Source organism: Leisingera aquaemixtae, assembly GCF_019801145.1.
Lineage (GTDB): Bacteria > Pseudomonadota > Alphaproteobacteria > Rhodobacterales > Rhodobacteraceae > Leisingera > Leisingera aquaemixtae_A.
The window spans coordinates 22,445-42,983 of sequence record NZ_JAHVJQ010000016.1 but is presented as its reverse complement, the minus strand read 5'-3'; the positions used below and the strand labels follow the sequence as shown (position 1 = coordinate 42,983).

Sequence of the window (20,539 nt, the reverse complement as noted above, 5' to 3'; positions counted from 1 at the left end):
AAAATCCAAACATCTCTCTAAACGATACAAAAACACCTGACGCGGGATGGAGCAGCCAGGTAGCTCGTCAGGCTCATAACCTGAAGGTCGCAGGTTCAAATCCTGCTCCCGCAACCAACGTTCGCGAAAATCGCATCACCACGCACGGCGTCGAGTTCTCTCGGCGCCGATTTGCGTAGCATCTCCAACAGGTTGCCCTCGATCGAGAGCCAGTGGCCCTGCGCATCTTCGTCCCAATGCACCACCACACGCTCGACGAACTCATGCAGTTCATCGGCGGCCCGGCCGGCAACAGCCTCGTCCGACAGCGATGCTGCCAGGTCCGCCACCATCGCCCGGTTGAGTTCCGGCAGTTCCTCGGGCAGCTCCACCTGCGGCGAACATACTCAGCGCGTTTGTCCCTCATTGCTGTCAGTTCCTCATGCACGGCGTTCAGGCGCTCATTGATCACCGGTGAGAAGGCCCCGTCTTCAATGGCTTGCAGGAGGTTGCGTTCCTTCGTCTCCAGTTCGTGCAGGCGGGCGTCGTGGATGCGCAGCCTTTCCTCGGCGGCGCCCTGGCTCTCGACGAGACGCTTATGGAACCGTTTCCGGAAGTGCTCGTAGGCCTCGGGCTTCATCAGCTCGCCCCGCAGGCCTGACAGTACGAGAGGCTGGGCTACGCTCTCCCGAAGGCCCCGAAACCCGGTGCAGACGCTGGGACCCATCTCCTTGGCGTTGGCGCAGTAGTAGGTCTTGTATTTGCCGCTCCCGGCGACGGTAATCTTGCCGCCGCAGAGGCCGCAGTGCAGGAGGCCGGACAGGAGGTACTTCCTCCGGCGAAGGGTCTGCCCGGCCGAGAGCTTGTTGCGGTCGCTGGCTTTGATCTTTGCGCTGCGCTTCGACAGGGCGGCTTGCCGGGCTTTCACTTCATCCCAGAGGTCCTGGTCGATGATGCGCAGTTCAGGTACCTCGGCGGTACGCCATTCGCTCTTCGGGTTCGGTTGAGCAACGCGCTTCTCTGTCTGAGGGTTCTTCACAAAGGTCTGCCGGTTCCACACCAGCCAGCCGATGTAGAGTTCATTGTTGATGATGCCGTTGCCCCGCTCCCGGTTTCCGTTGATTGTGTTCTGTTTCCAGCGTCCTGACGACCGGCGATTGGTGCGCGCAGAGGGGGAGGGGATCCCCTCTTCATTCAAGCGATTGGCGATGGCGATCGGCGAGAGCCCTGCGGCATAGTCTCGGAAGATGCTGCGCACCACGGCGGCTTCGATCTCGTCGATCGCGCGTTTGCCTTTGACCGGCGCGCCGCGCTCGTCAGTGCCCTGCTGGTAGCCATAGACCTTCCCGCCGGCGCTAAAGCCTTGTTCGACGCGGCCTTCCAGCCCTCGATGGGTCTTTTGAGACAGCTCTTCCACGTGCATCGCCGAGAACATGGCGGAGAGGCCCAGCGTCAGCGCGTCGACCTTTCCCCGGTTGGAAGAGTGGATCTCAACGCCGCGGAAGCGGGCGCTTTTGTAGAAGGCGGCGATATGCTCCGGGTCTCGGGAAATGCGGTCGATGGATTCGGCCAGAACCACATCAAAACTGCCCCTGGCGAGGTCTGCCGATAGACGCTGGAAGTCTGATCGTGCGCGGCTCACGGTCCCGCTGATGGCGCTGTCAGCGTAAGGGTCTGTAACCTCCCAGCCGCGCTCTCTGGCGTAGCGCTCGCTCAGCTGGAACTGATCCTCGACCGACATCGGGTTCTGCATGTCGGTGGAGTAGCGTGCGTAGAGGGCAACGCGGTGCGGGCGTCCCAGCCCCGGATTTGGTCCTTCCGGACCAAGGCGCCGGTCACGCCCGGACTGGCAGACTTTTGCTCCGCCCCGTGGTCGACTTTCTCACCGCCGTTCTCACGCAGAAAGCGCGCGCCATTACCGGCGCACGCTTTGTTGCTTTCAGGAAAATGGTCAGAGGCAGTGGTCAGGCCTCAAGAGCCAACTTGTGGACGTGGATTTCATTGATCGGGTGGCTCTCGGCGCCGATGACGCCGGGGCGCGCATGGCGGTAGAGCGAGCGCCAGTAAGGCTGGATGATGGTCCCGTCCTCACGCATGAACTGCTCGATCTTTTCCATATGGCCGCGGCGGGTGTCGGCATCGGCAATGGCCGAGGCGGCTTCCAGCATGCTGTCGAACTCTGCGCTGGCGAGGCCGGTTTCGTTCCAGGCCACCCCGGTCTTGTAGGCTAGCGTCAGCACCTGCACCCCCAGCGGGCGGTGGCCCCAGTCGGTGGAGCTGAACGGGTACTTGTCCCAGTCGTTCCAGAAGGTGTTGCCGGGCAGCACGGTGCGTTTGACCTTGAGGCCTGCATCGCGCATCTGCGCCGCCAGCGCATCGGTGGTATTACGCCGCCAGTCATCGTCGATCGAGATCAGCTCGTGTTCGAAATCGAGCATCCCGGCCTCTTCCATCAGCTTGCGCGCGGCCTCGGCGTCGCGCACCGGGGCGCCGATGTCGGCGTATTCCGGGTGGATCGGGCAGACATGGTGGTTCTCGGCCAGGGTGCCGCGGCCATCGTACCCCAGCTCCAACAGAACCTGGTTGTCGCAGGCCAGCGCCAGCGCGCGCCGCACCCGGGCGTCGGCATAGGGACTGGTCCCTTCCACAATGGCGTCGCGGTTGGTGCGCAGCACCAATGTATTGGCTGAGACGGACTCGCTCACGTTCCAGCCGATGCCGGTGAAGATGTCGACATATTCGCCCACGGTCTCATAGACCATGTCGATCTCTTCGGCCTCGGCGGCGGACAGGTGGGTGGCACCGTCGGTGCCGAAGTCGATAAATTCGATCCGGTCCAAATGGGCGCCTTCGCCCCACCATTCGTGATCGGTGTTCTTCTCCAGCACAACTTTCACGCCGACTTCGTATTCGACCAGCTTGTAAGGCCCGGTGCCGACCGGATCGGCGCCCGGATCGCCCGACCAGCCGTCCGGCACGATGGCGGCGGGGTATTCGGTCACCGCCGGGATGATGGTGATGTCCGGGCGGGTCAGTTTCAGTTTCAGCGTCAGGTCGTCGATGATCTCCAGCGCGCCCTCGGCCGGGCCGTCACCCTCCTCGTTCTGCAGCGAGCCCATGCGGGCAGCCATCGAGTTGCCTTCCCATTTGCCATCGCACCAGCGGGCAAAGTTATAGGCGACGTCCTTGGCGGTCAGGGTGCCGCGGCCGTCGTTCCAGTTCACGCCCGGGCGAATGTGCAGCAGGTATTCGGTGGCATCCTCGTTGACCTCCCAGCTTTCCAGCAGGCGGGGTTCAAAGGTGCCGTCGGCGTTGTATTGCACCAGGTATTCCAGGTAGCCGCGCACAAGATTGCCCAGTTGCGGCCAGTTGAACAGCGGCGGATCCAGCAGCGCGCGCACCACCTGCTGGATGCGGATGGTGCCGCCTTCCTGCACATTGGCTGCCGCCTGCACCGGCTGGCTGAGGCCGATCATGCCGTAGGCGGCAGAGGCGGTAACCCCCAGCGCGGTGGCCCGGCTCAGAAATTCGCGGCGGTCCAGCTTGCCTTCAGCCGCTTCCTCAGCGTGCATCCGGACGGCGGGGTGGAGAGTTTCCCTGTTGTAGTATTGTGTCATTTTGCTTCCTTTGTTGCTGTGCTCAGCGCCAGAAAGGGTGCGGGCAGAGGTACGGTGGTTGGAACGGCAGCCCTGCCCGCTGGCCGCCATCCCCGGGGAGAACCTTATTCGGCGGGCTCTTGGGTGATAGTGGCGGCCACGCCTGCCTGTGCGCGGCGGCCGTCGTTGTAGATCGCCTTGATCAGGGCGGCGCATTGCAGCACCATTACCAGCGAAAAGGGCAGTGCGCCGATCACCATCGCGGTCTGGATTGCCTTCAGGCCACCGACCAGCAGCAGCGCTGTGACCACCGCACCCAGCGCCACACCCCAGAACAGGATATGCGGGCGGGCCTTGGGGCCTTCATCACCGGCGGCGTTGATGGTGTTGACGATCAGCACGGCGCTGTCTGCAGTGGTCACCAGATAGGTCATCAGCAGAACCACGATCATCACCGACATCGCCCAGCCCAGCCAGGGCGACAGCATGTATTGTACCATAGCAAAGATCTTGTCGCCATCCGGCGCGCTGGAGATCTGGCCGCCTGCGCCGCCGTACAATTCCAGGTCGATAGCGGTACCGCCGGCCCAGGTGAACCAGACGAAGCACATCAGCGAGGGCACGATCATGGCACCCAGCACGAACTCGCGGATGGTGCGGCCCTTGGAGATTCGGGCCAGGAACAACCCGACAAAAGGCGCAAAGGCAATCCACCAAGCCCAGTAGAACACCGACCAGCCGCCCTGCCAGCCTTCCAGTTTCGATGCCACACTGTCCGGGTTGCCGTCGCCGGTCCAGACGCGGAAGCTCATATCCGGCAGCGCCGCCAGATAATCCCACAGGCCGACAACCAGCGCCTGCAGGCCAAAGAAGGTGGAGCCGAACAGCAGGAAGAAGCTCAGGAGCGCAATGCTGAGCACCATGTTCAGGTTGGACAGCCACTTGATGCCCTTGCCGACCCCGGACAGCGCCGAGGCGGTGGAAGCAGCCATGATCACCACAATGGCAACCAGCACACCGGTGGTGTTGGCGGTGCCTGCCTCATTGGTCAGACCTGTAATACCGATCCGGGTAAGGCCGGAGACAAACTGCTCCACCCCGAAGCCGAGGGTTTGCGCAACGCCGAGAATGGTGGCGACAACGGCGACGATGTCCACCAGATGACCGATCGATCCGGACAGGCGGGCGCCGAACAGCGGCGTCAGCGAGGAGCGCATGGTTAGCGGCAGGCCGCGGCGGTAGCTGAAGAACCCCAGCGCCAGCCCGGCAATGGCATAGCAGGCCCAGGCGCCCAGGCCCCAGTGCAGGAACGACCACTTATACGCCATACGGATATTGTCGGCGGTGCCGCCGTTGGTCAGCCCCTGGATCACTTCCGGGTTGTTGTTCCAGTGGTAGATCGGCTCGGCCACCGCCCAGGTCAGCATGCCGACCCCGATGCCGGCCCCGAACATCATCGAGAACCAGGAGAAGTTGGAGAATTCCGGCGCGTCGCTTTGCTGGCCCAGCTTGAGCCGCCCGGCGGTGGGCCAGATCGCCAGCGCGATGCAGCACAGCACGAACAGCGCCACGGTCCAGATGTACCAAGCGCCGAAGGAAGCGAGGATGAAGCCGTTGATCGAGTTCAAGACCGCACCCGATTGTTCCGGGAAGGCAATCGCCCAGACCACCAGCCCGCCGATCATCAGCTTCGATGAAATGGTGACGATCTGGCTGAAGCCCCGGTAAAATCCGCTGTCGGACGTGCCGATCGGCAGATCCGTTAAAGGAGGTTTTATTGACATGCAGTTTCCCTGTCTTTTCTGATCTGCCAGGAGATGCCGCCGGGGCTGCGGCCTTAGCAGAACTTACGCAGGGCATTTTCTGTTATAAAAATTCGCCCTTTTGCAGTAGGCAATAATTTATGAACGACATTAGCGGAATTAATAGGAGGCTGAGCTACAGCCTGGTTGCGCTGCACACCTTCGACCTAGTCGCCCGGTATGGCAACTTCACCGGTGCCGCCGAAGCGCTGGGGCTGACGCAGTCTGCAGTATCCCAGAAAATCAAGGGGCTGGAAACGGAACTGGGCATAGCCTTGTTCAAGCGCGAGCACCGTGGCGTGTCGCTGACGAACGAGGGCGTCCGGCTGCTCAATGTTGTCCGCCCGGCAATGACGCAGATGGGAAATTCCGTGGCCTCGCTGCTGGAGCGGAAGTCGAAGCCAAGGGTGCGGATCTCGGCCGATTTCGCCTTCTCCAGTTTCTGGCTGCTGCCCCGGCTGTCGCATCTGCGGTCTGAACTGGGGGATGAGATTGAAATCCAGATCCTGGCCTCGCAGGTGCCCCCGACCGATTACGGAGAAGATTGCGACATCAAGATTCACGTCGCCCCGCGCGGCAGCATGGCGGACGGCGATGTCATGCTGCTGCAGGAAAGGGTCGCGGCTGTTTGCAGCCCTTCCTATCTTGATGCCCACGGCCCAATCACGGCGTCAGCCAAGCTGCTGGACTGCCACCTTCTCAGCCTGTCGAAACCGGCCTCGGCGGAATGGCAGACCTGGCAGGGCTGGTTCGACAGTCTTGGCATCGCGGGGGAGCGGTCCAAGAATTATATCAGCTTCAACAACTACGACATGGTGGTGCAGTCGGCGGTCTCCGGCGATGGCATCGCGCTGGGGTGGCTGGGACTGATCGACAACCTGCTGGCAGACGGCAGGCTGGTGCAGGTGACCGGGGATGTCGTGGCCAGCGATGCCGGGTACGTGATGTCACGCGATTACTCAAGCCGCCTGCGCGGCCCGAACCTGGTGTTCGAGTGGATTGCAGCACATACGGCCAACCTGACGCTCAGGTGACCAATCCGGATCTGAGAGGCTTTGGCGTAAACCCATGTCTTCCCCATTGGAAAGCCGTGGCGGCATCGTGCGGTACCAGCACATCGGTCAGCCAGAGAAGGTTGAGCCAATCACCACTCGCTTTTTTGCCGTTGAACAATGCCGAACACGTGAAATCAATGGGTCCGGAGCTATAGTGACGCTGCTGCGCGGCTGGCCTGGTCGTAGTGGCCAGACAGTGCACGCAGGCTGCGGGCCAGCTCGCGCAGGTCCTTACCCGGCAGTTCAGCCGAGTCCAGTCCATCCAGCAGGCAATGGCGGCGGATGTCACGGTAGGCGGCGCAGAGGTCCGCGCCCTCTGCCGAGGTGCGGTAGAAAACCTCCTTGCCGCGTTTCTCCGAGTCCAGCAGCCCGGCCTTCAGCAGTTTGCGCAGCCCGTAGTTCACTGTGTGACTGTCTTCAATGTTGAGCAGGAAGCAGATGTCGGACAGGCGCTTGTCCTTGCCGCGGTGGTTGACGTTGTGAAGGATCAGGATTTCCAGCGCGCTGAGGTTGGGTTGCCCGGCAGCTGTCATGCAGCGGGTCATCCAACGCGAAAAGGCGTTATAAGCCACGATCAGGCCGTATTCCAGTTCCGACAGCTCCCAGCCTTCACCTTCGGCCAGATGGCGCGAGGAGACGATTCGGCGGGATTTTGGCAATTTTTTACTCACTGAATGCCCTTTCTTTGTCAGTAAAACCCCGGTGTTTTGCCTATGTCTGAATATAAAAGGGCAAGATTTCAAGGGGATCAAGCAGGTATTTGGGATATGCTTGCATAACGTTGACAAAATGTAAGCGTTATGAGTACGAAATATGAGTATATCGCATTGGGAGGAGAAAATGCAGATCACGCGTATGCTGGGCAGCGCTGCTGTCCTGATTGCCGGGCTGTCGGTTTCGGCGCAGGCGGCAACCTGGGACATGCCGACCCCTTACCCGGACGCCACGTTCCACACCAAGAACATTGCTGAGTTTGCCGGTGACGTCGCCGAGGCCACTGCTGGCGGGCTGGAGATCAAGGTCCATTCGGCCGGCTCCCTGTTCAAACACCCTGAAATCAGCAAGGCGGTGCGCAGCGGCCAGGTGCCTGCGGGTGAGTTCTTTCTGTCACTGCTCGCCAATGACAACCCGGCGTTCGGCGCCGACTCGCTGCCGTTCCTGGCCACCAGCTATGAAGAGGCCGAGCGCCTTTGGGCGGCGCAAAGGGGCGTAATCGACGGGTTGCTGGACGAGCAGGGACTGATGGCGCTCTACGCGGTGCCGTGGCCGCCGCAGGGGCTGTACACCACCAAAGAGATCAACAGAGTTGACGATCTGGCGGGACTGAAGTTCCGCACCTACAACGCGACGCTCGAGCAGTTCGCCAACTTGGCGGGCGCCGCGCCAACCCAAGTTGAAGTTCCGGACATCCCGCAGGCCTTCAGCACCGGCCGGGTCGAGGCGATGATCACCTCGCCCTCCACTGGTGTGAATTCCAAGGCCTGGGACTTCCTGACCCACTACACCGACATCCAGGCCTGGATCCCTAAGAACATCGTAGTGGTCAACAAGCGCGCTTTCCGCCGTTTGGATGAGGCCACTCAGGCCGCGGTCCTGGAAGCCGCGGCTGAGGCCGAGGCGCGCGGCTGGGAGATGAGCCGGGCCGAAACCACCGGCCAGATCGAGGTGCTGAAGGAAAACGGCATCACCGTGTCTGAACCCTCGGCAGAGCTGATGGAAGGCCTGCGCGCCATTGGCGCCCAGATGCTGGAGAATTGGAAAGGCGAGGCCGGCGAGGCCGGAGCCACCCTGCTGAACACTTACCAGCAGTAACCGCAAAACGGCCGGACGCCGGCTGCGGCGTCCGGTCTCCTGGGGAGGAGGAGCAGCCATGCGGACTGTGCTCGATTTCATCTACCGTGCGGCCGGGGGGCTGGCAGCACTTTTCATCGTCTCTATCGTGGCACTGGTATTTGCACAGGTGTGCCTGAACTTGGCCGACAAGGTCGCGGTGGCACTGCTTGGCAGCGGTATAGGGCTGACGATCCCGTCCTATGCCGACTTCACCGGCTTTTTCCTGGCAGCCTCGACCTTTCTGGCACTGGCCTATGCGCTGCGTGCAGGCGGCCATATCCGGGTGACGCTGCTGACCAACCGCCTGCCAACGCGCGCCCGCGGGGCTGTGGAGACCGCCGTGACCTTTCTGGCGCTGGCGATGAGCGGATATGCCACCTGGTACATGGGTCTGCTGCTGCTGGAGTCGCTGGAGTTCGGCGACCGAAGCGCGGGCATGGTGTCGGTGCCGCTGTGGCTTCCGCAGGCACCGGTTACCCTGGGCCTTGGCATCCTCACCCTGGCGCTGGCGGACGAGCTGGTCTGCATGCTGCGCGGCGCGCTGCCCTCCTGGGAGGGCAAGGGCGAAAACCTTCTGAGCGAATAGGGGATCATCATGTCGGTTGCCGCGCTTTCCATCATTCTTCTGGTCCTTCTTTTCCTGTTCCTGGGTGCAGGCCTGTGGGTGGCCTTTGCCCTCTTGGGCGTAGGCATTGCCGCCATGGCGCTGTTCACCGAGGCGCCGCTGGGGCTGGTGATGGCCACCACCATGTGGGGCCACAGCAACTCCTGGGCTTTGGCGGCGCTGCCGCTTTTCATCTGGATGGGCGAGATCCTGTTCCGCTCGCGCCTGTCGGAGGACATGTTCACCGGGCTTTCGCCCTGGATGAACCGGCTGCCGGGGCAGCTGCTGCATGTGAACGTCTTTGCCTGCGGGATCTTTGCCGCGGTGTCGGGGTCGTCCGCTGCAACCGCCGCCACCATCGGCAAGCTGTCGATCCCGGAGCTGGCCCGCCGCGGCTACCCTGAGAAGCTGGTGATCGGCACGCTTGCCGGTTCTGCAACGCTGGGGCTGCTGATCCCGCCGTCGATCATCCTGATCGTCTATGGCGTGGCGACCGAGCAATCCATCGCCCGGCTGTTTGTCGCGGGCGTGCTGCCCGGCGTGCTGCTGGTCGGGTTGTTCGTGGGCTATGTGGTGGTCTGGGCGCTGCTCAACCGCAACAAGCTGCCGACAGAGGACATCGCCGCCAACTTCCGCGAGAAGCTGAAGCGCGCTCGCAGGCTGCTGCCGGTGGTGCTGCTGATCGGCGGGGTGATCGGCTCCATCTATGCAGGCATCGCTTCGCCCACCGATGCCGCCGCTGTTGGCGTAGTGCTGGCGCTGCTGTTGTCGTGGCAGAGCGGCTCGCTGACCCGGCAGAGCTTCACCGAGGGGCTGATGGGGGCGACCGTCACCTCCTGCATGATCGCCTTTATCCTGGCAGGCGCCTCGTTCCTGACCGTGGCGATGGGCTTCACCGGGATTCCACGCATTCTGGCGGAGTGGATTGGCTCGCTGAACCTGTCGACCTTCACTTTGCTGGCGGCGCTGACCATCTTCTTTGTGATCATGGGCTGCTTCCTCGACGGAATCTCCGTGGTGGTGCTGACGGCGTCGGTGATCATGCCGATGGTGCTGGAAGCGGGCATCGATCCGCTGTGGTTCGGCATCTTCCTGGTGATCGTGGTGGAGATGTCGCAGATCACCCCGCCGGTCGGCTTCAACCTGTTTGTTCTGCAGTCGCTGACCGGGCGGGACATACTGACCGTGGCCAAGGCGGCGCTGCCGTTCTTCTTCCTGATGATCGTGGCGCTGGTGCTGATCGTGCTGTTCCCGACAATCGTGACCTACCTGCCGGAGCAGATGTGATGACTGAGGTGAGCACAGCACCGCCTCTCACCGAAGTCCGCACGGTGGGTGTGGACGGGATGCTGGTGAGCTTTGGCAGCCGCCTGAGCGAGCCTGCCAACCGCGCCGCCCTGGCGTTTCGCGCCGCGCTGGCGGAGGAAAGCTGGGACGGGGTCGAGGAAGTCTCAACCTCGCTGGTGTCAGCTTATGTGCGGTTCGACCTGCGGTACCTGGACCATGCGGGCTTGCGGGCGCGGCTGGGGGCGCTGCTGGCGCAGCGCGACTGGTATGCGGCCGCGCTGCCCCGCCAGCGCCGCCTTTGGCGGATTCCGGCGGTGTTCGGCACAGAGCTGGCGCCGCAACTGCCGCAGGCGGCAGAGGCCGCGGGCATGACAGAGGCAGAGGCGGTGGCCTCGCTATCGGCGGCACGGGTGCGGGTGCAGACCATCGGCTTTGCCCCCGGCCAGCCCTATCTGGGCGAGCTGCCGGAGGCCTGGGACATCCCGCGCCAGACCCAGCTGACCACCCGCATTCCCGAAGGTGCGCTGGCGGTGGCGATCCGGCAGCTGGTGCTGTTCTCGGTGGCCACGCCCACCGGCTGGATGCACGCGGGCCAGACCGCGGTGCGGCTGTTCCACCCGGATGCGGAGGAGCCGTTCCTGCTGCGCCCCGGCGATGAGGTGCAATTCACACCGGTGACGCCGGAAGAGCTGCAGGGATTGCGTCGCGATCCGCTGGGCGGCGCCAAGGGGGAGGCGCTGACATGAGCGGTACATTGACCGTCTTACGCGCCGGACCACGGGTGACGGTTCAGGACAGCGGCCGCCCGGGCTGGCTGGAATACGGGGTCTCGCGCGGCGGCGCTGCCGACCGGCTGGCGCTGGCCGAGGGCGCGGCGCTGCTGGGGCAGGGCGCGGATCTAGCGGCGGTCGAGATGGCCGGTATGGGCGGCGAGTTTCAGGCGAACAACGATCTGCGCATTGCCCTGACCGGCGCGCCGATGCGGGCGAGCATCGACGGTGCCGCTGTGGCCTGGAACGCCAGCTACTTGTTGCCCGCGGGCGCGCGGCTGGCCATCGGCATGGCACGCAGCGGCAGCTTTGGCTATCTGCACGTGGGCGGCGGCATTGAGACACCGGAGCTTCTGGGCGCGCGTTCGGCGCATCTGGCAGGGGGCATTGGCACGCCGCTGGCAGAAGGGGAAGTGCTGGAAACCGGTCCTGACAGCGGCCGCACCACCGGGCTTGGGCTGGCGCCCGAGAACCGGTTCGAGGGCGGCACGGTGCGGGTTGTGCCCAGTCTGCAGACGGCGCTGTTCCCGCAAGCTGAGCTTTCGCGGTTCGAGCAGTCAACCTTCCGCCGCGGCGCCAGAGGCAACCGCATGGGTGTGCCGCTGGAGGGCAGTGGCGTGGGCTTCCGCCCTGAAGGCGCGCGCACGGTGGTGTCGGAGGTGATCGTGCCTGGCGATATCCAGGTGACCGGCGATGGCACGCCTTATGTTCTGCTGTCGGAATGCCAGACCACGGGCGGCTATCCGCGGATCGGCACGGTTCTTCCTTGCGATCTGCCCGTGCTGGCGCAGGCGGCGGCGGGAGTGGCGCTGAAGTTCCGTTTCATTGCGCTGGAGGAAGCGGTGGCGCTGGAGCGGGCCGAGGCGGAGCGGCGTAAGGGTCTGGGCAGCCTGTGCTTTCCGCTGATCCGGGACCCGCGCACCATGTCCAACCTGCTGTCCTATCAGCTGATCAGCGGCGCGATTGCCGGTGAAGATGATGTCGTGTGAGGAGATGACATGACCAGGACTGTCGATCTGAATGCCGACATGGGCGAAAGCTTTGGCAGCTGGTCCTTAGGAGATGATACCGGGCTGCTTGATATCGTGACCTCGGCCAATATCGCCTGCGGCTTTCACGCGGGCGATCCGGATGTGATGGCCGCGACTATGAAGAATGCGGTGGTCAAGGATGTTGGGATTGGCGCGCATCCGGGCTTTCCCGACCTGCAGGGCTTTGGCCGCCGCCGGATGTCAGTGTCCTATGGGACGCTGGGCAACATGGTGCGCTACCAGCTGGGTGCAGCGCAGGCAATGGCGCGCGCAGCCGGAGGTGCAGTGCGGCATCTGAAGCTGCACGGGGCGCTGGCCAATATGGCCTCGGAAGACATTGGGATGGCGCGGGCCTGCTATCAGGCGGCCTTGTCAGTCGATCCGGCGATCATCGTGATGGTGCTGGCGGGCACCGCCCAGCAGCAGGCAGCACAGGAAGTGGGGTGCAACACTGCGTGCGAGATCTTTGCCGACCGCGCCTATAACGACGATGCGACGCTGGTGGACCGCAGCCTGCCGGGCGCTGTGATACATGACCCGGCAGAGGCTGGGCGGCGGATGGTAGAGATGGTGCGCGAGGGAGCCATAATAACAGCCAGCGGAAAACGGATCGGAACCCGGATCGACACCATCTGCCTTCATGGTGACACCCCGGCAGCCCTTGCAATTGCAGTTGCCGTGCGCAGTGCGCTGCAGGACAGTGGCATAAGCCTTGCCAAAACCAATGGCGCGGCACTTTAAGTTTCCGATAGAAACCGCTTTCCGCAGCCTGCCTGAATTGCCCCCTATGATCAGCATTAGTTCTGCAAGCCAGGCTATGACCGGGACTGTCCTGTCACCTAGCGGGAATTTCCCGTGGTCTTGAGCAAGGGCAAGGGAGTGATCCTGAACGTGACATTGGGCGACCGTTCCAGCCATGATGTCTGATCTCGCCCGAAGCCCCATTCCCTGCCTGGAACCAAGCAGGGGATGAGACATCCAATGCTGTATTCCCTGCAAAGCCTCGGACTGCCGAAGGACTGAGTTCTAAAGCCGCGCCGCTGGACATTGCAATCGCTTTTATCGGATGACCGTAAAGCACTAGGCAGCCAAAACGGGCCAGCCCGCCTTCTTGAACTTTTGGACGAGCAGGCTTGGTTCCGGCGGCGCGGGTACGAGCCAAACACGATTTCACGGACGTGGCGAAAACCTTTGATGACAGGCTGCACCGCAGCAAATCGAACTCTTGACCAATGTCTGCAAAGAGCCGTCCTTCACTCGGGTGGGATATTCCAAATGGCGGATGCTGCATCGTTGCTGAAATCAGCTGTAGCCCATACTGGTCATCAGCCAGTGCTCAAGCCTTAGCGCGTGAAGCGTGGGGCAAACAGCACTGACCGACCATTCAATTTGGGGCTTAGATTGGCTGCAGAGCGGGGTGGGTATTCCGGGGTGATCCGGCTTTCGAGTCCGGGAGCATCCGGCTACCCGTAGTGATCTAACCCGGCCACCTAAAGCCGAACAGTCAAAAGCTAAGCATGGACATTGAACCAGTATTTTTTGTTAGGCGGCTCCTTGTAGTTGCAGCGGTGCGACGGGCAGGGAGCCAGGCGAAATGTAGTGAGCGGCCAGATCCTGGTTGACCGCGGGATTGCAGGCCATCAGAAACGGCCGGTACTCGCGCCCGTCGTCGCCGCAGATGTAGCGGGCGGCCTCTTTCCGGACTTTGTAGCCGAACCGTTTCAGCAGCAGCCCCAGGCCGCGGGGCGACAGGGACATCATTTCGGATGCCCCGAAGCTGAACGCCGCCATGCACAGTCCGGCGACGACGAGCTTGGTTTCGATGGAAGGCTGTGCCGTGTCCGCGCGGGTTTCGTCCATGACGAACCGCGTGCATTCCCAGGTCCGGTTTGTCTCCGGGTACTCGCTGAGCAGCCCTCCGGGGATGCCCTGGATCTTGCCGTCCCTAGCGTCCTTGAGCATGTAGCTCCAGTATCCGTCACTATCGCCGCATGAGGCGGCGCGGGCTCCGGCAATGATCCGGCTGCCCCTCGTCACGAGGGAATAGATAGCTCCCGGCCGGTCGTACTGATCCAGCTCGAAGGTTCCGTCGTGATGCAATCCCCAGCCTAGTTCGTCTACCAGCTTTTGTTTGCGCAGCGCGAGGAAGCCTTGGTACTCCGCTTTGAAGGCGGACCGCTGTTCGAATGGAAAGATGTGTAATTGCATGGCGCTCTCCTAATTGCAGCGCCATGTTGAAACGGCCTTAGCCGTTTGAAATATTCAACCTTCAGATTAGTTTGAATTTTATCACTTGTGATATGAGCTGCGCGCTTGTTTTCGCTTCAAGCGCCTGCAGGGCGGTTCTACGTCTTGCCCGGACGGTTTCCAGCTTCACGCCCAAACGGTCCGCGATTTCCTGATCCTTGCAGCCGCCGCACATCAGGCGGAGGACATCCTTCACCGGCTCCGTCAGCGTAACCGGGTTTGACGGCTCGTACTCCAGTGCGTGAAGCGCGTGCAGAGCTGTGCGCGCGATCCGCAGGTCCTCTTTGCCCCACTCAGGGCCGGAGCAGCTCAGAACCGAGACACGCCCGTCAGCGCTGATCGCCAGGGTATTCCCGTGGTGCAGCCCATAGTTCGCGGCATCTTCAAAAAATGCTCTGGATGACGGGAAAAGGCGTTCAAGCTCCTTCCAGGTTGCCTGGCCGGTGCTGCTCAGCCCGAATTGAATAGTCGGATCTATCAGCAGGTAACCCTGATCGACATATCTGTCTATCCAGCGCTGGTTGTAGGTGCTGTGAACAAAGACCGGCTCTACGCCGTCAAAGCCGACTCCGATGGAATAGCCGCATTCCGATAATTGATCCAATGACCTTAAAAGAACGCCCCGAATATCACTTCTCATATTGTGAACCACACGCATAGTATGCAACTTAGTTCAAACATATCGTTTTAGGCGATTATCACAAATGATAATTTTTCATCAGGCCGGAGGGGGAAGTGCAAAGAGACAAAATTACCGCATCCACTCTTGAAACGCTCTTGCACTCAGTTGCTGCCGCCAATCGGGAATGGCCAAGTCAGGGAACCCATTTGTTTATTAAAATCATTGAAAGGATAGAGCTAGCGCGAGCGGGCGCTGTTGATAAGCCGGCTGACTAGCTTGGCGTCGTCCTCGGTAAGTTCCGCCGCCTTGCTTAGAACACTGCGATCAACTGAATCCGTTTCTTCAGAAAAGAGATAGGCCATGTCGATATTCGCCGCTTCACAAATCCGCATGATACGTACCACAGTGGGATTGAAGCGCCCGTTCAACACTTTGCTGACGTATTCGGCGTTGTTGCCTGCGGCTTCAGAGATCTCGCCATAGTCGAGGCCGCGGATGTCCAGCGCCTGGCGCAGGCGCTGCCTCCAACGCTCAGCCTTTACATCATTCGCGGGGTGCGAGCTTACATCTTGTCCAGTCATGCCAGCATCATACATAGAACTACCCCGTCAGCAATTAGAATTATACTTCGGTTTTTAGCAGCATGATCTTGAGTGGGGTAGAAGTATATATCTGGGGGGCAGATCTAACGTGTGGAGCCAGTAGAATTTTACGCCTATCGTGCCGTTTCACTGGAGCAGTGCCGGTTCAGAAGGGGGATCACCGCGACAGGCCCGGCCTGCCCAGAAATTGCCAGGAGTGTTCTTGAATGAGTGCCAATACCGTTAGCTACAAAAAAACGCAGTTCGAGCGGATACAAGCCGTGATCGCCGCCGCCAAAGACTATGCCGAGGCCCGCGAAGCATTTGCAGTTGCCTCTAAGGGCCTGGCACGGTCGCGCCGCCAGAACCCAGGTAATCCTGACCAATACGCGGACGAACTCGACGAAGCCGCGGATTCCGTGGGTAAGGCGCAAGCACGAGTCGCAGATCTTGTTGCTGAATTGGTTGCTGACGGCTCTTTGGAAATTCTGAGTGAGTCTATTGCTTGCGAAACCAAGAGGCTTTCATAGTATTCAGGGTGTTTCTGGGACGAGCCCGGCGATACATGCTGCTGTTGTCACATTCTGCGTCTTGCTGACTTTCGCCCATACTGCACTTACGGCGAATGTCAGTAATATCCCGGTCAGGTTCCGAACGGCGGCCACAGTTCGCAACTTTGCAGCGGCAGCTATCTGCGCACAGTGGACGTAAGAAGATACCTAAGTAGCGCTTGCAACGGATGGCGGCTGGTGACGCAGCGGTAAGTTATCGGGCTTGAATGAAACAGTGTCCAAATCCTGCTCCCGCAGCCACCGTGTCCGACCAAGCCTATGCAAACAGCGGGCGGCTTTTTCGATTCCGGCATCCCCAATGCCATGATCCCCGCCAGTTCCCCAACAAGTTCAAGCTGATGGCCGCTGGGCGCATCAGTGTCCGGAACCATCCGAACTTCCGAAATCAGCGCCCGCAACGACGAAGTGGCCTCCCGCCTCACTTCCTGCGCATTCAGAGAGCCAGCAAGATCCTCGAACAGCTCCCGGTACCGGGCTGAGAGGCTCGGATGCAGCTGCAGGGCAGGGGGCTCCGGGTTGGCAGCGATGACCGCCTCTAGGCGGGCCTTCTCACCTTCCAGCTCAGCCACCTTGTCCTCCATCGATGCGGTGTACATGCCGTCCTCGATTGCCGTCAGGATGTTTTGTATCCGGCTCTCCACCTTCTTGAGGGAGTGTGCGGCCTTCCGCCGGTCATGGCAGTCGCCCGCTGCGGCGACGTTGAAGGCCTTTCCATCATCGGTCCGGCAATTCACGAAGTGGTAGCTGCAGGCGCGGTTGCGATACTCAGGCCACAACCGGACACATGATCCGTCGTTTGTCCCTTCTTCGGTTGTTTCGCAGGCACTTTCAGCCCCTCACGCCGCCACAGGTGTTCGACACGCTTGTCGTTCACTTGCCAGCCGACATCCCTCAGCAGGGCCGCGATCCGCCGGTAACCGTAGAGGCCGTATTGGCGCGCCAGCTCAATTATGTCCGCGACCGGGCGCGCCTCGCCGGCCCGGCCTCTTGGCAACTTTCTCTCCGTGGAACGATGCTGCCCCAGGACACGGCAGGCCTTTCGTTCCGACACCCTGAACTGACTGCGCACATGCACAATGCAGGCTCGGCGGCGAGCGCAGCTCAGAAGTTTCCCTTTGGAGCCTCCGACAGGGTGAGCTTGTCCAGGGTTAGATCCGAAACGGCGCGACGCAGCCGCTTGTTTTCTTTCTGCAGCCGTTTGAATTCCATGAGCTGGTCGGTTCCCATCCCGCCATATTGCTTGCGCCAGCAGTAGTAGGTCTGCTCGGTGATGCGCACTTCGCGGATCGCATCCACGCGCTGCATCCCGTGACCGACAAGCACCTCAACCTGCCGAAACCTAGTGACAATCTCTTTGGGCTTGTGTCGCTTCGTTCCCATTCTGATCTTCCGTTTTCTTAAACATAACGGCGGAGCACTTCAGTGGGGGAGGATCAGGTGACGAACCGCCATTGGTTCATGAGGCTTGAAGATGCTGCAGAGAATAGAAGGCCTGGCGTTGAGACCACAATGAGGAACGCCCCCGCGGAGCTGATAGGACCAAGGCCTTGGCAAACTTGATGAAACCAAAGCACGACACCAGCCCATGCGCCTGATGGAACGGCAAATTCTGGCAACGGCCGACAGCGCCTTGGGCAAACATACCGCTTGAACAGGGTGAAGGAATTAGCACGGACTATGCAGGGAACACTTCAGGGGGGGGTGAATTTTCCGTCGCAGCGCCTCAAGTCAGGCGCGCCAGCTCCCCTGCTCCCTTCTGCAGAGATGGGAGGAACTCTGTCAGCTCTTGCAGGCTGTGACGCTGGACTGGGGCGTGGACGGAGAGCGTTGCAAGCAGCCTGTCGCGGGAGTCCCGCACTGGGACGGCAACGGCGACCATGCCGGCAATGAACTCCTCGTCGTCGGTGGAATAACCGCGCTTGGCAATGGCTTCCAATTCGGCGCTCAGCGCGTCCGCGTCAGTGCAGGTTTTGCTTGTCACCGCCTCCAGCGTTCGGGCGCGCAGCACGGCTGCCAGCGTGCTGGGTTTCAGGGTCGATAGGTACATCTTACCGCTGGCGGTACAGTGAAACGGCACCTGGGTGCCGATCGGCAGCTGGATGCGCAGCGGCCATTTGGTTTCCACCCGGTCAAGATAGATCATTCCCTCGCGGTCAGGGGTGGCAAGGTTGCAGGTCTCGCCCAGCTCCTCGGCGACGCTTTTAAGGATGGTGAGGCGCGCGGTGCGGAGATGCTCGGAGGACATGGTGTTGAAGGCCAGCTTTCGCAGCCGCGGACCGGGCCCGTAGGCCCGGCCGTCGAGGTCGCGTTGCAGAAAACCTTCAGCCTCAGCAGTTTGCATCAGACGGTGGACAGTCGGCTTGGGCAGGCCCATGGCTTCAATCATTTCCGCCGGTTTCACCGCCTCTCCGCGGCGGGCCACTTCCTCCAGCAGCACCAACAGGCGCAGGTTGGTGGGTATCTGCCCTTCTTTCTTCTCCGACGTGTCCTCTGCCATCACCGTCACATCCCTACTTGTTGGGCAGCAGCGCCAAGGCGAAGTCAGGAACCAGCGAGACCAGAACCCACACACCAATCAGGGCTGCAAGGTAGGGAACCGTATAGCGAAGCAGGCGGAAATACGGAACACCGGTCACACCCGATGCGACATAGAGGTTCAGCCCATAGGGCGGAGTGATGAAGCCGATGGAGGCACCGACCAGGAAGATTACAGAGAAGTGGATCGGGTCCACACCGACCGAGGCCGCAATTGGTGCCAGTATCGGGGCGAGGATGATGGTAACCGGCAGGCTTTCCAGCACCATGCCGGAGAAGAATACGATCACCATCGAGGTGAACAGAACCGCGTGGTAGCCGCCCATCGAGGTGACAAACCCGCCGATCGCCTGCTGCGCGCCGAGGAGCGACAGGATCTGCTGCATCACCACGGAAATCGCGATCAGCGGCGCCAGGATGCCGGTGATCTGGGCCGAGCGCACCACGATGCCGGGGATCTGCGGGATGGTGAAGCCTTCGACCACCAGCATTTCGGCATAGGATTTTTCTTCCCATGTCTTGTCGCTGTGGGCACCGGTGATTTTTGTCACCACCCAGGACAGCACGCCTGCGATGACGCAAAAGCCAACGGTCACGCCCGCCGCCTCTGTGGGGGAAAATTTGCCGGTGTAGATGCCCCACAGCACCAGCCCGATGGCAAAGAAGCCGAGCCAGGCGCCGAAGGCGGTTTTCAGGACCCGGTTCAGCTGCAGGGGGATCAGGAAGCCCCAGCCGTTGCGTCGGCAGATGATCCAGCAGGCGAGCTGCATGCCGATGACCATCATTGCACCGGGAAGGATGCCCGCGACGAACAGATCCGAGATCGGCAGGTTCATCAGGAAGCCGTAGACGATGAAGATGATCGACGGCGGAATGATGATGCCGACGGTGCCGCCTGCCGCGGCAGTGGCGGCGGAGAAGCGCTCGTCATAGCCGCCCTTGACCATTTCCGGGTGCAGCATCGAGCCGATGGTGGCGGTTGTTGCCGAGTTGGAGCCGGAAATGGCGGCAAACAGCCCGCAGGCACCAAGCGAGGCCATCGCCAGTCCGCCGCGCATCCAGCCAAGGCAGGCATAGGCGAAATCCGAAAGGCGCCGGGCAATGCCGGACTGGTTGATCAGGTCGCCGGTCAGGATGAACAGCGGCATCGCCAGCAGCGCAAAGCCCTTGTTGAACACATTCAAGAGCTCCGCGCCCATGTTGTCGAGTGTCAGCCCCAGCACGAAGGAGCAGCCGATCACCCAATAGCCAATGACCAGCAGCACCGGCACGCCCAGCATGAACAGGAAGGTGACCCCGAGCGAGATCAGCGTGACCCAGGTTCCAGTATCCATCACACGTCCCCTCCGATCACGGCCTGTTTGATCAGCGGCGCGCCGCTGCGGTAGTTGCGGATGTCGTCAGCCAGGTTTTCAAACACCCGCGCGATCATCAGGACGAAAGACAGGGGCGCGGTGATCAGAAACCACCATTGCAGCACGCTGTCGGTGCCCAGAACAATCTGGAAGTTAGAGGCCGACAGCGCGGTCAGTCTGGTTGTGGTGACAAAGACGATCACTGCAAAGCCGAACCACAGCACCGCATCCAGGGTAAGGCAGCCCATCTGCGCCCAGCGGGGCATAATGGTGCGAAATTCCGAGAAGCTCAGATGTGTCCGCAGCCGAACGTTGAAGGCTGCCCCGAACCAAGCCATGATCATGAACAGCAGCGGCGGAATTGTCGTGGACCAGGGTTGCTGGTTCTTGAAGACGAAGCGGTCAATCACCCCCCAGAAGATGATGAAAGCAATCGCCAGGTAGCTCCACACCATGATGGTGCGCTCCAGGTGCCGGTCCAATAGCGGCACCAGCCGGTAGGTCAGCATCACCAGCAACCCGCCGACCGCGGCGGCAACTGTTCCCAGCACCCAGGCCGCGTTGCTTTCCAAGGCATTGCGGATTTCCCAGCTGTCCTGGGATGCGAAGGCGCTGAAAATGGCGCCGATGTCCGGCCAAAGCTGCATGTTATCCTCCCCTCATTGCCCTG

Annotated in this window: 19 protein-coding genes, 1 tRNA gene and 3 pseudogenes; 11 read left to right on the top strand and 12 right to left on the bottom strand. The window is 61.5% G+C overall.

The genetic code is table 11. The annotated features are described in order from the left end of the window. Positions 1–40 precede the first annotated feature (40 nt). A tRNA-Met gene (locus KUW17_RS22360) sits at positions 41–117 on the top strand. On the opposite strand, the gene KUW17_RS23435 is transcribed toward KUW17_RS22360, so the two are convergent. Continuing rightward, positions 96–371, bottom strand: a complete 276-nt coding sequence (locus KUW17_RS23435; RefSeq protein WP_261397363.1) for a hypothetical protein — start codon at positions 369–371, stop codon at positions 96–98. The two genes, KUW17_RS22360 and KUW17_RS23435, sit on opposite strands and share 22 nt — an antisense overlap. 107 nt (positions 372–478) lie before the next feature. Between KUW17_RS23435 and KUW17_RS23430 the strand changes: the two genes are divergently transcribed. Further along, the gene (locus tag KUW17_RS23430) at positions 479–640 is read left to right on the top strand and encodes a hypothetical protein (protein WP_261397362.1); all 162 of its coding nucleotides are present in this window, start codon (positions 479–481) and stop codon (positions 638–640) included. 51 nt (positions 641–691) lie between these two features. On the opposite strand, the pseudogene KUW17_RS23425 reads toward KUW17_RS23430, so the two are convergent. The 3 genes and pseudogenes from KUW17_RS23425 to KUW17_RS22345 form a co-directional block, all read right to left on the bottom strand. Then, a pseudogene (locus KUW17_RS23425) lies at positions 692–1,720 on the bottom strand (recombinase family protein); the annotation flags it as partial. Between the two features lie 223 nt (positions 1,721–1,943). Further along, positions 1,944–3,596: an ABC transporter substrate-binding protein gene (locus KUW17_RS22350; RefSeq protein WP_222482519.1), complete on the bottom strand. Its 1,653-nt coding sequence runs from the start codon at positions 3,594–3,596 to the stop codon at positions 1,944–1,946. Between the two features lie 104 nt (positions 3,597–3,700). Beyond that, entirely contained in the window at positions 3,701–5,359 is a 1,659-nt protein-coding gene (locus KUW17_RS22345; RefSeq protein ID WP_222482518.1) for a BCCT family transporter, read from the bottom strand. Positions 5,360–5,478: 119 nt separating this feature from the next. On the opposite strand from KUW17_RS22345, the gene KUW17_RS22340 reads away from it, so the two are divergent. Further along, positions 5,479–6,411, top strand: a complete 933-nt coding sequence (locus KUW17_RS22340; RefSeq protein ID WP_222482517.1) for a LysR family transcriptional regulator — start codon at positions 5,479–5,481, stop codon at positions 6,409–6,411. Positions 6,412–6,581: 170 nt separating this feature from the next. On the opposite strand, the gene KUW17_RS22335 is transcribed toward KUW17_RS22340, so the two are convergent. After that, on the bottom strand, positions 6,582–7,103 hold the full coding sequence (locus KUW17_RS22335; protein ID WP_222482516.1) for a winged helix DNA-binding protein: 522 nt from the start codon (positions 7,101–7,103) through the stop codon (positions 6,582–6,584). Between the two features lie 169 nt (positions 7,104–7,272). Between KUW17_RS22335 and KUW17_RS22330 the strand changes: the two genes are divergently transcribed. The 6 genes from KUW17_RS22330 to KUW17_RS22305 are packed head-to-tail and all read left to right on the top strand — an operon-like array spanning position 7,273 to position 12,698. Further along, on the top strand, positions 7,273–8,244 hold the full coding sequence (locus KUW17_RS22330) for a TRAP transporter substrate-binding protein (protein WP_222482515.1): 972 nt from the start codon (positions 7,273–7,275) through the stop codon (positions 8,242–8,244). A 58-nt stretch (positions 8,245–8,302) separates the two neighbouring features. After that, positions 8,303–8,851, top strand: a complete 549-nt coding sequence (locus KUW17_RS22325) for a TRAP transporter small permease (RefSeq protein WP_222482514.1) — start codon at positions 8,303–8,305, stop codon at positions 8,849–8,851. A gap of 9 nt (positions 8,852–8,860) precedes the next feature. After that, a complete protein-coding gene (locus tag KUW17_RS22320) occupies positions 8,861–10,156 on the top strand; it encodes a TRAP transporter large permease (protein WP_222482513.1) in 1,296 nt (431 codons plus the stop codon). Next, positions 10,156–10,902: a 5-oxoprolinase subunit B family protein gene (locus KUW17_RS22315; protein WP_222482512.1), complete on the top strand. Its 747-nt coding sequence runs from the start codon at positions 10,156–10,158 to the stop codon at positions 10,900–10,902. The genes KUW17_RS22320 and KUW17_RS22315 overlap by 1 nt, the downstream gene beginning before the upstream one ends. Continuing rightward, entirely contained in the window at positions 10,899–11,915 is a 1,017-nt protein-coding gene (locus tag KUW17_RS22310; RefSeq protein WP_222482511.1) for a biotin-dependent carboxyltransferase family protein, read from the top strand. Before KUW17_RS22315 ends, KUW17_RS22310 begins: the two co-directional genes overlap by 4 nt. Before the next feature lie 9 nt (positions 11,916–11,924). After that, positions 11,925–12,698, top strand: coding sequence for a LamB/YcsF family protein (locus tag KUW17_RS22305; protein ID WP_222482510.1), 774 nt, complete (start codon positions 11,925–11,927; stop codon positions 12,696–12,698). Positions 12,699–13,499: 801 nt separating this feature from the next. On the opposite strand, the gene KUW17_RS22300 is transcribed toward KUW17_RS22305, so the two are convergent. The 3 genes from KUW17_RS22300 to KUW17_RS22290 form a co-directional block, all read right to left on the bottom strand. Then, entirely contained in the window at positions 13,500–14,165 is a 666-nt protein-coding gene (locus KUW17_RS22300) for an acyl-homoserine-lactone synthase (protein ID WP_222482509.1), read from the bottom strand. 61 nt (positions 14,166–14,226) lie between these two features. Further along, complete coding sequence (locus KUW17_RS22295) at positions 14,227–14,862, bottom strand: helix-turn-helix transcriptional regulator (RefSeq protein WP_222482508.1); 636 nt, start codon at positions 14,860–14,862, stop codon at positions 14,227–14,229. A 200-nt stretch (positions 14,863–15,062) separates the two neighbouring features. Then, on the bottom strand, positions 15,063–15,407 hold the full coding sequence (locus KUW17_RS22290; protein ID WP_222482507.1) for a helix-turn-helix domain-containing protein: 345 nt from the start codon (positions 15,405–15,407) through the stop codon (positions 15,063–15,065). Between the two features lie 227 nt (positions 15,408–15,634). Between KUW17_RS22290 and KUW17_RS22285 the strand changes: the two genes are divergently transcribed. Further along, positions 15,635–15,937 carry a hypothetical protein gene (locus tag KUW17_RS22285; protein WP_222482506.1) on the top strand — a complete coding sequence of 101 codons (303 nt, stop codon included), beginning with the start codon at positions 15,635–15,637 and terminating at the stop codon, positions 15,935–15,937. Between the two features lie 737 nt (positions 15,938–16,674). Here KUW17_RS22285 and KUW17_RS22275 read toward each other — a convergent pair. Further along, positions 16,675–17,359: pseudogene (locus KUW17_RS22275) on the bottom strand (IS3 family transposase); the annotation flags it as partial. A 63-nt stretch (positions 17,360–17,422) separates the two neighbouring features. On the opposite strand from KUW17_RS22275, the pseudogene KUW17_RS23420 reads away from it, so the two are divergent. Next, positions 17,423–17,574, top strand: a pseudogene (locus KUW17_RS23420) (IS3 family transposase); the annotation flags it as partial. 128 nt (positions 17,575–17,702) lie between these two features. On the opposite strand, the gene KUW17_RS22270 reads toward KUW17_RS23420, so the two are convergent. From KUW17_RS22270 to KUW17_RS22260, 3 genes are read right to left on the bottom strand one after another with little or no spacing between them, the layout of a single operon-like run. Continuing rightward, entirely contained in the window at positions 17,703–18,476 is a 774-nt protein-coding gene (locus tag KUW17_RS22270; protein WP_222482505.1) for an IclR family transcriptional regulator, read from the bottom strand. A gap of 13 nt (positions 18,477–18,489) precedes the next feature. Beyond that, positions 18,490–19,848, bottom strand: coding sequence for a TRAP transporter large permease (locus tag KUW17_RS22265; RefSeq protein WP_222482504.1), 1,359 nt, complete (start codon positions 19,846–19,848; stop codon positions 18,490–18,492). Next, a complete protein-coding gene (locus KUW17_RS22260) occupies positions 19,848–20,516 on the bottom strand; it encodes a TRAP transporter small permease (RefSeq protein ID WP_222482503.1) in 669 nt (222 codons plus the stop codon). The genes KUW17_RS22265 and KUW17_RS22260 overlap by 1 nt, the downstream gene beginning before the upstream one ends. Between the last annotated feature and the right edge of the window lie 23 nt (positions 20,517–20,539).

Bases quoted from the DNA above. Each gene is read 5' to 3' on its own strand.
- KUW17_RS22290 (WP_222482507.1), bottom strand. From the start codon at position 15,407: ATGACTGGACAAGATGTAAGCTCGCACCCCGCGAATGATGTAAAGGCT.
- KUW17_RS22340 (WP_222482517.1), top strand. From the start codon at position 5,479: ATGAACGACATTAGCGGAATTAATAGGAGGCTGAGCTACAGCCTGGTT.
- KUW17_RS22345 (WP_222482518.1), bottom strand. From the start codon at position 5,359: ATGTCAATAAAACCTCCTTTAACGGATCTGCCGATCGGCACGTCCGAC.
- KUW17_RS22305 (WP_222482510.1), top strand. From the start codon at position 11,925: ATGACCAGGACTGTCGATCTGAATGCCGACATGGGCGAAAGCTTTGGC.
- KUW17_RS22320 (WP_222482513.1), top strand. From the start codon at position 8,861: ATGTCGGTTGCCGCGCTTTCCATCATTCTTCTGGTCCTTCTTTTCCTG.
- KUW17_RS22330 (WP_222482515.1), top strand. From the start codon at position 7,273: ATGCAGATCACGCGTATGCTGGGCAGCGCTGCTGTCCTGATTGCCGGG.
- KUW17_RS22315 (WP_222482512.1), top strand. From the start codon at position 10,156: ATGACTGAGGTGAGCACAGCACCGCCTCTCACCGAAGTCCGCACGGTG.
- KUW17_RS22310 (WP_222482511.1), top strand. From the start codon at position 10,899: ATGAGCGGTACATTGACCGTCTTACGCGCCGGACCACGGGTGACGGTT.
- KUW17_RS22270 (WP_222482505.1), bottom strand. From the start codon at position 18,476: ATGGCAGAGGACACGTCGGAGAAGAAAGAAGGGCAGATACCCACCAAC.
- KUW17_RS22260 (WP_222482503.1), bottom strand. From the start codon at position 20,516: ATGCAGCTTTGGCCGGACATCGGCGCCATTTTCAGCGCCTTCGCATCC.
- KUW17_RS22285 (WP_222482506.1), top strand. From the start codon at position 15,635: ATGAGTGCCAATACCGTTAGCTACAAAAAAACGCAGTTCGAGCGGATA.
- KUW17_RS22295 (WP_222482508.1), bottom strand. From the start codon at position 14,862: ATGCGTGTGGTTCACAATATGAGAAGTGATATTCGGGGCGTTCTTTTA.
- KUW17_RS22265 (WP_222482504.1), bottom strand. From the start codon at position 19,848: ATGGATACTGGAACCTGGGTCACGCTGATCTCGCTCGGGGTCACCTTC.
- KUW17_RS22325 (WP_222482514.1), top strand. From the start codon at position 8,303: ATGCGGACTGTGCTCGATTTCATCTACCGTGCGGCCGGGGGGCTGGCA.
- KUW17_RS22300 (WP_222482509.1), bottom strand. From the start codon at position 14,165: ATGCAATTACACATCTTTCCATTCGAACAGCGGTCCGCCTTCAAAGCG.
- KUW17_RS22350 (WP_222482519.1), bottom strand. From the start codon at position 3,596: ATGACACAATACTACAACAGGGAAACTCTCCACCCCGCCGTCCGGATG.